At 45.3% G+C, this 10,126-nt stretch carries 7 protein-coding genes; 4 read left to right on the top strand and 3 right to left on the bottom strand.

The genetic code is table 11. The features are described from left to right. Positions 1-148: 148 nt before the first annotated feature. Positions 149-841 carry a response regulator gene (locus ABFQ95_05550; protein ID MEN8236989.1) on the bottom strand — a complete coding sequence of 231 codons (693 nt, stop codon included), beginning with the start codon at positions 839-841 and terminating at the stop codon, positions 149-151. Positions 842-911: 70 nt separating this feature from the next. Between ABFQ95_05550 and ABFQ95_05545 the strand changes: the two genes are divergently transcribed. Together ABFQ95_05545 and ABFQ95_05540 are read left to right on the top strand one after the other, a co-directional pair. After that, complete coding sequence (locus ABFQ95_05545; protein ID MEN8236988.1) at positions 912-1,220, top strand: hypothetical protein; 309 nt, start codon at positions 912-914, stop codon at positions 1,218-1,220. Next, a complete protein-coding gene (locus tag ABFQ95_05540; GenBank protein MEN8236987.1) occupies positions 1,217-2,242 on the top strand; it encodes an ABC transporter substrate-binding protein in 1,026 nt (341 codons plus the stop codon). Before ABFQ95_05545 ends, ABFQ95_05540 begins: the two co-directional genes overlap by 4 nt. Before the next feature lie 68 nt (positions 2,243-2,310). On the opposite strand, the gene gyrB is transcribed toward ABFQ95_05540, so the two are convergent. Both gyrB and recF read right to left on the bottom strand, forming a co-directional pair. Beyond that, positions 2,311-4,728 (bottom strand): DNA topoisomerase (ATP-hydrolyzing) subunit B, encoded by a 2,418-nt coding sequence (gene gyrB / locus ABFQ95_05535; protein ID MEN8236986.1) that lies wholly within the window; start codon positions 4,726-4,728, stop codon positions 2,311-2,313. 43 nt (positions 4,729-4,771) lie between these two features. Next, a complete protein-coding gene (recF, locus tag ABFQ95_05530) occupies positions 4,772-5,932 on the bottom strand; it encodes a DNA replication/repair protein RecF (protein ID MEN8236985.1) in 1,161 nt (386 codons plus the stop codon). Between the two features lie 176 nt (positions 5,933-6,108). On the opposite strand from recF, the gene ABFQ95_05525 reads away from it, so the two are divergent. Next, entirely contained in the window at positions 6,109-8,421 is a 2,313-nt protein-coding gene (locus ABFQ95_05525; protein MEN8236984.1) for an NADP-dependent malic enzyme, read from the top strand. Between the two features lie 7 nt (positions 8,422-8,428). Then, positions 8,429-9,823, top strand: coding sequence for a magnesium transporter (gene mgtE, locus ABFQ95_05520; protein MEN8236983.1), 1,395 nt, complete (start codon positions 8,429-8,431; stop codon positions 9,821-9,823). Positions 9,824-10,126: the final 303 nt, after the last annotated feature.

Here is a 10,126-nt window from a genome sequence, read left to right as displayed (position 1 = left end):
CTTTTTGGATTAAAAAAATCTAGTTAATCGAAAAAAGATCTTTAAACAAATTAAAAAATTCAATTATTTTCTACAGAATACTTTAAGTTAGTTAAAAGTCTTGCAATTCCTAACTTCTCTCTGGCTTTGTGGTTGGGGTAGTGATACATTATTGGGCTGTTTGCGCATCGCTTGCTTGCAATAAATTATCGAGCAAACTGCTCAAGTGAGTTGCACATTTATGTGTATCGGCAATATGGTCTTCATACTTTGCGCATCCCACGGATCCCAATTGCCCTTCATGCATCACCTCAGTAAAACCCAGTAGAACATGAATTGGGGCTTTAAGTTGAGAGCTAAGATCTAACAGGTGTGCCGATTGTGCCTTGGCGGATTCTTCCTGTAGCTTAGCGCGTTTGAGATCTCTAAGAACAGAGCTGTGCTCCAAAGTATACCTGATTGTCCGGGCAAGAGATCTTGGATTTACCTCCGATTCAATAAGGTAATCCTTGGCGCCGATTCGTAAGGCCTTAATACCCTGAGATTCATCGCCCGATAAGACGATGATGGGCAGTTCCCGGAGAATGTCACACAACTTATGCAGTACATCCCATTGAGGAGGTTGGGGGGTAGAATTATCAATGATCACAACATCAAACTGATTGATTTGAATTTGTTCAATGACATCAACTGGTGCAACTGTTGTTGTGACAGGATATCGTGGCATTTCAGCCAGTATTTCCAACAGTTTTTGGGTAGCTTCAGTGTTCTGTTCTACGAATAATACGCGTCGTTTGATAACCGACTTTTCAAACTCAAATGTATTACGCACATCTACATTATCGACTCTATTTTTTATCATTTATACTCTCCTTTAAATAACACTTACAACACTGGGCATTATGCTGTGAAAAAGTTAATAAAAGGTTAACATGAGATATTTTCACAAAACTGGTGATTGGAATCTATGTCCTGGTGTGCTCAAAGTGATCATTTCAAGGCCGTTTAGTGAAACCAATACGGTCGTCATGCCAGGCTACCCATTTCCCCCAGCCCCAACAGTCGTTGTCCAAGGGATTGACAGCGGAATGAATTTTGCTCATAGTGAACATTATGGACAAATTATACACTATGTTTTGGAATTTTCTCTTTCTAGCCCCGGGTTGGCGATGGCAGATACTGCTTCAATCTGCTTGCCTAAATCCGTTGTTGTCATTTTTGAAAGAAAGAGAGAGACATGACTCGCTACAACCAAAATTCTACATTAAAGCCATCTAAATTTGTTCTGTTGCTATGCCTCGTGGTACTGGTACTTGCCGGGGCAATGTATTTTGGGTTCAAGCCCACTTCCCCCGAAAGAGAGCCCGAGCGTATTGTCTGTATTACGCAAATCGTGCAGCACCCATCACTTGATAAAATCCGAGGAGGTATCGAAAATACTCTCCATGACTTTGAGAAAAAGGCAGGAGTGTCATTGAAGGTCATTTACGACAATGCTCAAGGTAATATTGCCACAGCTACTCAGATCGCTAACAAGTTTGTTGGATTGCGTCCGGATGTCATTGTTGCCATTACAACACCTTCAGCACAAACTGTGAAAAGCGTTGTTCAGGAATCATCTATTCCGGTCGTTTTTAGTGCCGTCACGGATCCGCTTGGAGCGGGGCTTGTTGAGAATTTGCAACTTCCAGGCGGGAATGTTACTGGGACTATTGATGCTCCGCCAGTTGAAAAACAAATTGAAGTACTGCTGAGCGTTTTGCCCGACGTCAAAACTGTGGGAGTGATCTATAATCCGGGTGAGGTCAATGCGGTTATCCAGTCTGATCATTTTGCAAAATTAGCAAATGAAAAGGGACTCAAAGTCATCAGAGCTGTAGCTAGCAAAACGAGTGAAGTCCTTACAGCAGCAACGCGTTTAGTGGGGGTCGTTAATGCAATTTATATTCCAAACGATAACACTGTCGTTTCTGCGCTCGAATCTCTGCTAAAAGTGGCTGAAGAGAATCACATCCCTACCATGGCGAGTGACCCTGATTCTGTAAAAAGAGGGGCAACGTTTGCAGTAGCCAACGACCAGTATCAAGTGGGTCAAGAAACAGGACGATTGATTTTGCAGGTTCTTACCGGTACCCCTCCAGGGCAGATTCCGGTAGAACGAGTGAAAGGGCTAGCGCTATACCTTAATGAGGTTGCATTGAAGAAAATGCACCTGCAAGATTCGGTGTTTACTCAGCAGAAAATACCTCTGGTACGCTATTAATAAGGAATGGGTGCAAAGTAACCTCCAATTTTTGAGTCAAGAAAAGTTGTAATAGAGGGAAGAAGTCGTTAAGCATCTAAATTCTTAACATTCAAAGCATTCTTTTGGATAAACTCTCTGCGTGGTTCAACCACATCTCCCATCAGCGTTGAAAAGACTTCTTCAGCATCATTGACGTGTTTGATGGTCACCTGTTGCAAGATACGCGCCTCAGGATCCAATGTAGTCTCCCACAGTTCTTCAGCATTCATCTCACCCAACCCTTTGTAACGTTGAATGGTAAATCCTTTACGTCCCTGTGCAATTACTGCATCAGCCAGGGACATTGGCCCGTAAATAGGTGTTTTTTTGTCCTTAATCTCAAAAGAAGCAGGTTGAGCAAATAGAGGTGCTACGCCTTGCAATAGCCCTTGCACATGTTCTTCAAAAGATTCAACAATCCACTCAAGATCAAAGGTGTAAGTTTCGGAAACACCTAAGGTCGTGCGCGTTAGAATGAGCTTTTGTTCTGAGTCAATTTTTCCGCTCCAGCCACCTCGATCCAGCCCTTCACCCATTAAATTCAAACGATCTGCAATCATCTGTGCTTTTTCAGCCATCGTAGCGGATGCTTGTGCCAAATCAATAGCTAAAAAGATTTGTTCAAGCAAATGCGGTGTTTTGACCTTTAGGGCCAAATTCAAAATGATTGATTGCACCTTTTCACAATTATCTACCAAATAGCGCAGATCAGCTCCCACCATTTTACTGTCATCATTTAGTACCATAGTTGCCCCATCGAGTCCTGCGTTAACCAGGTATTCCTGTAGCGCATAGTCATCTTTTAGATACACAATGGATTGGCCGCGCTTAATACCATAGAGCGGAGGTTGGGCAATGTAGATATACCCTTTCTCGACCAACTCGCGCATCTGGCGATAGAAAAACGTAAGCAAAAGTGTGCGAATGTGACTTCCATCAACGTCGGCATCTGTCATTATGATGATCTTGTGATAGCGCGCCTTTTCGCTATTAAAATCCTCTGGTCCGATGCCTGTGCCAAGGGCTGTAATCAGTGTACCAATTTGATCAGAGCTTAACATCTTGTCAAAGCGAGCTCGTTCGACGTTCAAAATTTTACCGCGCAAGGGCAAAATAGCTTGAAACCGTCGATTGCGGCCAGTTTTAGCAGATCCTCCCGCGCTATCTCCCTCAACTAAAAATAATTCGCTTTTTGCCGGATCACGTTCTTGGCAATCAGCCAATTTCCCAGGAAGTGAGGATACTTCAAGTGCTCCTTTACGTCGGGTAAGTTCTCTAGCCTTGCGTGCCGCTTCTCTTGCTGTGGCTGCTTCATAGATTTTGCCAACGACCTTTTTGGCATCACCCGGGTGCTCTTCAAACCATTGGGCAAGCTTTTCCGTTACAAGGCCTTCCACGACCGGGCGCACTTCTGAAGAGACAAGTTTGTCCTTGGTTTGCGAAGAAAATTTTGGATCAGGCACCTTAATCGATAACACACACGATAGTCCTTCACGCGCATCTTCTCCGCTCAAACTCACTTTGCTTTTGCTGGCTTTTGCATAGTCAGCTGCATACTTGTTAATAACCCGGGTCAAAGCAGCTCGAAAACCAGCCAAGTGGGTTCCACCATCTCGTTGGGGAATGTTGTTGGTAAAACAGTGGGTTGTCTCATGGTAACTGTCTGTCCACTGCATGGCAAGCTCAAGGGTAATACCATCACGATTGCCAGTGACAGAGAGCGGTGGCTTGTGTATCGGAGTTTTAGAACGATCAAGATACTCAACAAAAGCGCGAACACCTCCCTCATAATGCAATTTTACATTCTTTTCTTCTGCTTCACGAGCATCAACAAGGAGCAGCTTTACGCCGGAATTTAAAAAAGCAAGCTCACGTAGACGCGATTCTAATCTTTTAAAATCAAAAATTACATTGGAAAAGGTTTCTTTAGAAGGTAGAAATCTAACTTGGGTACCCGTTTTGCCATCTGCTGGATTAATAACAGCAAGTGGGGCCTCGGGTTGTCCAAGATGAAAGCGCATAAAATTCTCGTCACCACCACTCCAAATCGTTAGCTCAAGCTCTTCTGACAATGCATTAACAACGGACACACCAACACCGTGCAGCCCACCTGAAACTTTGTACGAATTTTGGTCAAATTTACCGCCAGCGTGCAGTTGTGTCATGATGACTTCCGCTGCCGATACGCCTTCTTCATGGTGAATGCCCACAGGAATCCCACGACCATTGTCTCGAACTGTTACAGAACCATCAGCATTAAGACGCACAAGAATCGAGTCACAGTGTCCAGCCAGGGCTTCATCAATGGCATTATCCACCACCTCATAGACCATGTGGTGCAGACCGGATCCATCATCAGTATCACCAATGTACATTCCTGGTCTTTTGCGCACAGCATCAAGGCCTCGTAAAACCTTAATGGAATGAGCTCCGTAACCCTCTGAAGGCAAAGTCTCTCGTGACATATAAATACTCTCTTTTGCTAAAATACCCATGGGGATATTCAGGTTATAGCATGGATTGAGGTATAATCGTAGAGTTTTCCACCTGAAAAAACTGGGCTTTGTCTTGCAAAAATTGAAACCGTTCTCGGTCAGTTCCCGTCAGCCAGCATTGGACTTGCAACTCAGTTAGTTCATTGAGGAGCGCTTTTCGACGTAGCGCGTCTAGGTGTGCAACTACCTCATCTAATAAAAGTATTGGCACACTCTGGCCTTGAGTAATGGTCAGGCGTGCAGCACTTAAGATTATGGCAATTAACAAGGCTTTTTGCTCACCGGTTGAGCAAGCTGCGGCCTTTTGACCGCTTGCAACCATGATCACCTCAAAATCACTTCGATGTGGCCCCACTGAAGTACCCCCACGTTCTGCATCCTTAACGCGCCGCATTTTTAGTTCTTGCGCCAGACGATGTTCCACATCAACTGCCGCAGCTTGCTCTAACCACTCGTCAACTCCTCCTTGCATTGAGACACAAGGGGTTGGAAAGATACTATCCTTTGTATTGAAACTTTTTGAAAGTTCGCTTAAGAAATCCCGTCGAGCTACTGCAACAGCCACACCCTCTTGCGCCATTCTTTGCTCGAGAATCGACAACCAGTCTGGGTCAAAATGACCATCGCGCAACAAACGTGATCGTTCGCGCAACGCGTGTTCATAACTTTGTATCCGTTTGCTATGCAGTGGATCTAATGAATACACTAAACGGTCAACAAATCGACGGCGTTCTGAAGCTCCTTCTAGAAACAGGCGGTCCATCTGTGGAGTCAGCCACAAAATATTGACTTGTTCGGCAAGTCCTGCCTGTCCCCGTACCGGTTTTTGATCAATTTGCACCACGCGCCGCTCTATTCCCTGTAACAGGGATTGTGGATCCAAGCCGGTTGCCAAATCAATGGCCGCAGTATGTTTTTGCAAAACCGCTGCTACCCCCCAGGGACGATTCGGTATTTTGCAATTGGCGACTTCACCCAAGGAGGCACGCCTTAGGCCTTTACCCGGAGATAACCATGAAATCGCTTCTAGAATATTCGTTTTTCCTGCCCCATTAGCGCCTGTTAGCACGATAGGACATACATCGCAATCGAGCCGGACCTGATCATAAGAACGAAAAGTGGTGAGGGTGAGCTGGACGATCCCCCCTCGGGGTTGTTGTCTATTTGTGATCACAAATTTTTCCTATATCGAAATTCATTGAGAGATAACGATCTGAGTTGCTGGCTAAAAAGCTTGGATTATAGAGATTGCCAATAAAAATTCTAGGACATTTCCCCACATAAAGCTAGTGAGCATCTTAAAAATAGTATAGTTTAGAGGAATCTTTCAATTTCTTTAGGACATTGCTCATGAGTAAAGATTTTAACGAAAATGCACTTGATTATCATCGCCATCCTCGTCCTGGTAAGTTGGCAACCGTTGCAACCAAACCGCTTGCAACTCAAAGAGACTTAGCCCTTGCCTATACCCCGGGAGTCGCAGTTGTCTGTGAAGCTATTGCCCAAGATGAACAAAAAGCTTCTGAATTAACTTTGCGTTCCAATCTGATTGGAGTCATCACCAATGGAACCGCTGTCCTTGGCCTGGGTAATATCGGTCCACTTGCGTCAAAGCCAGTGATGGAGGGTAAGGCTGTCCTCTTTAAGAAATTTGCCGGCCTCGATGTTTTCGATATCGAGCTCAATGAGAACGAACCTAGTAAACTGGTTGACATTATTGCCAGCTTAGAGCCCACTTTTGGAGGCATCAACTTAGAAGATATCAAAGCCCCCGAATGCTTTGAAGTTGAAACCGAACTCAAAAAGCGCCTCAACATTCCCGTCTTTCATGACGATCAACACGGCACTGCCATCATTGCCGCAGCGGCCATTGAAAATGGCCTGAAATTAGTTGATAAATCTCTATCGGATATGAAATTGGTGTGCTCAGGGGCGGGAGCTGCGGCTATTGCCTGCTTGGATCTGTTGGTGGATCTAGGTTTGTCCAAAAAGAACATTATCATGTGCGATCGCAAGGGAATTGTTTATGAAGGGCGTCCCAACATCAACAACCCCTACAAGGAGAAATACGCTGCCAAAACAGAGGCTCGATGCCTTGGCTCAGCATTGCAAGATGCAGATATCTTTTTAGGTGTATCATCGGCGGATTTGCTCACTCCTGAAATGATTCAAAACATGGCTCCAAAGCCACTCATTTTAGCCCTTGCCAATCCAGTTCCTGAAATTAACCCTATCGTTGCAAAAAAAGCACGACCTGATGCAATCATTGCCACCGGACGTTCAGACTACCCAAATCAAGTCAACAATGTCCTGTGCTTCCCGTTTATCTTTCGGGGTGCTTTGGATGTGGGGGCGACAGTCATCAATAAAGAAATGAAAATGGCCTGCGTTCATGCGTTGGCATCCCTAGCTCAAGCTGAACCTTCAGATATCGTCGCCAAAGCCTATGCAGGTGAAGATCTGCAATTTGGTCCAGACTATATTATTCCCAAACCATTTGATCCTCGTCTTATTGTGAAAATTGCTCCGGCTGTGGCACGAGCTGCTATGGATACTGGCGTTGCAACCCGACCGATTGAGGATTTTGATGCCTACAGACACAAACTGACAGAATTCGTTTTCCGTTCCAGCTTGGTCATGCGACCTGTCTTTAACGCCGCTAAACAAAGCCCTAAACGCTTGGCTTATGCGGAAGGTGAAGATCAACGTGTGCTGCAAGCTATCCAAGTGGTCGTGGATGAAGACCTAGCTCAACCTGTCATCATTGGACGCCGGGACGTAGTGGATTATCGCATCCGTAAACTGGGCTTGCGCCTCAAAATAGACAAAGATTTTGAACTGGTGGATCCTCAAGGTGACCCCCGCTACAAGGAATATTGTGAGACCTATCACTCCCTAATGCAACGCAGGGGAGTATCACCTGAATTTGCCAAGGAGGTGGTGCGTACGAATACCACAGCCATTGCGGCCCTCATGGTCTATCGAGAGGAAGCCGATGCTATGCTAGCAGGGCCCGTGGGCCGATTTAACCGACACCTGCGCTATATGATGCCGATCTTAGGCAAGCGCCCTAATGTAAGTACTGTAGCCTCTCTCACCGCACTAATCACTGGAAGTGGCACGTTCTTCTTATGTGACCCTTATGTCAATGAAGATCCATCTGCGCAAGAAATTGCAGAAATGACAGTCTTAGCCGCTGAGCAGGTCCGTTGCTTTGGAACTAGCCCTAAAGTGGCTCTCGTCTCCCATGCCAATTTTGGCACTAACCCCTCCGCATCGGCTGAAAAAATGCAAGCTGCCAGGTTAATCATTAACAAATTGGCCCCAGATCTTGAAGTTGAAGGAGAAATGCGGGCTGACACCGCCATTAACCCAGCCATTCGCGAACGTCTTTTCCCTAATTCAAAACTTGAAGGAGCAGCCAATCTGTTGGTAATGCCCAATCTTGACGCTGCCAATATTGCCTTTAACATGGTCAAAGCCATTGCCGATTGCCAGCCCGTTGGGCCGATACTATTAGGCTTAAAGCAAGCTGGACATATTTTAACCCCTTCTGCAACGGTGCGAAGCATCGTGAATATGTCGGCGCTCGCTGCGGTTGATGCCGGACGGCAAACACAGCAGATTTTTCAGTTTGATCGGAATAAAGCTGTTTCCATGTAGGTAGGCAATGACAGACGAAACCGTTAAATTTGATCCAAATCAAAACCAACTTGAGGCGCCTCTCTATGGTGTCTCAGAAAGTTTGCTCGTTGAAATCACTGGAGCCATCCAAAAAAACGACATAGCACAGTTAGAAAGCCTTACTGAACCACTACACGTTGCAGACATTGCCGACCTAATTTCCAAGCTTGAATCAGAGGAACGACGTTCCTATTTGCAGCTGATTAAGCACCGACTCGATCCTGAAATTCTTACCTTCATTGAAGATCCAATCAAAGAAGAAGTGCTGGAAATTGTGGGTACCAAGGGAGTAGCAAGAGCGATTACCAGCCTTGAAAGCGACGATGCTATTCACTTGATCGAAGATCTGGACGAAAAGCAACAACGTGCCGTCTTACGCTACGTCCCCGCTCAAGACAGGGCTATGCTGGAAGAAGCTTTGGCGTATCCAGAAGATAGTGCCGGACGCTTGATGCAAAGGCACCTTGTCTGTGTGCCAACTTTTTGGAAGGCAAAAGAGGTCATTGACTTTATTCGAGAAGCCCAAGACCTTCCAGAAAATTTCTATGATATTTATGTGGTTGATCCCCGACATCACCCGATAGGTGTTATTTCTTGCGATAAGCTTGTGCGCCATAGCCCAAGCATTTCGGTCGGGGAAATTATGGACCCGGATCTAAAAACAGTTCCGGTGGAAATGGACCAAGAAGAAGTTGCCTTGCTGTTCAGTCACTATGCCCTCCTCTCAGTCCCTGTGATCGATCATGCTGATCGCATTGTTGGAATGATTACTGTCGATGACATCGTTGATGTTATTGAAGAAGAGGCAGAAGAAGATATCATGCACTTGGCTGGTGTTCGAGAATCCGACTTTCACGCACCTATTGTTAAAACCTCCTATTGGCGCTCAAGGTGGCTTTTTGTCACCCTAATCAGTGCTGTCATTGCCTCATTTGTCATTTCTCAGTTTGGAGAATCCATTGAAGAAAAAGTTGCTCTTTCGTTTTTAATGACTATCGTTGCTGCTATGGGTGGCAACTCTGGCATGCAAACAGTCACGGTGACCGTTAGAGCCCTTGCCACCCGAGAACTGATGTCAGCCAATACCTGGAAATCAATTGCTAAAGAAATGTTTGTTGGGTTGATGAATGGCTGCATCTTTGCGGTAGCCCTTGGTGGTATTGTCTATTTTTGGCAGCGTGATCTCTCACTATCTCTCATTTTAGGGATATCAATCATCTGTATCATGCTTTGGTCTGGTGTTGCAGGGGTGTGCATGCCCATCATTGTCCAACGCCTCGGCATGGATCCTGCCATTAGCGCAGGACCTATGCTAACCACGACCACCGACATTCTTGGTTTTGCCATATTTCTGGGCCTGGCAACGTACTTTTTGTTATGATTGGGTCTCATGCCTAAATAAGGACGCTAGGAAAAATAACCTTTACAATTTAACTAAAATACTTTATAGACAGCGTTACGCAGCAAGATCAAGCAACAGAACGCGAAACACGATTATAAATGTTATTTTTCCTAGCGTCCTAAAACAATTGGCACGGTTCTGTCGCATCTGTTGCCGTCCCGTAAAGATTGAGGTATCTTCACCAGGAAGGTAGGTGCTCAAATGTTCAAAGTTTCAGAAAAACTCTCACATCATTTTAAGGGATTCAGTTCTTCAGCTTCAGTAATCCTGATGTTTGTCTAT

The organism is Pseudomonadota bacterium (assembly GCA_039714795.1).
GTDB lineage: Bacteria > Pseudomonadota > Alphaproteobacteria > JAGOMX01 > JAGOMX01 > JBDLIP01.
The sequence above is the reverse complement of the archived record's forward strand: the minus strand, read 5'-3'. Positions and strand labels throughout refer to the sequence as shown.

Excerpts from the sequence above, each read along its gene's own strand:
- ABFQ95_05550 (MEN8236989.1), bottom strand. The coding sequence starts at position 841 with ATGATAAAAAATAGAGTCGATAATGTAGATGTGCGTAATACATTTGAG.
- gyrB (MEN8236986.1), bottom strand. The coding sequence starts at position 4,728 with ATGTCACGAGAGACTTTGCCTTCAGAGGGTTACGGAGCTCATTCCATT.
- ABFQ95_05545 (MEN8236988.1), top strand. The coding sequence starts at position 912 with ATGAGATATTTTCACAAAACTGGTGATTGGAATCTATGTCCTGGTGTG.
- ABFQ95_05525 (MEN8236984.1), top strand. The coding sequence starts at position 6,109 with ATGAGTAAAGATTTTAACGAAAATGCACTTGATTATCATCGCCATCCT.
- ABFQ95_05540 (MEN8236987.1), top strand. The coding sequence starts at position 1,217 with ATGACTCGCTACAACCAAAATTCTACATTAAAGCCATCTAAATTTGTT.
- mgtE (MEN8236983.1), top strand. The coding sequence starts at position 8,429 with ATGACAGACGAAACCGTTAAATTTGATCCAAATCAAAACCAACTTGAG.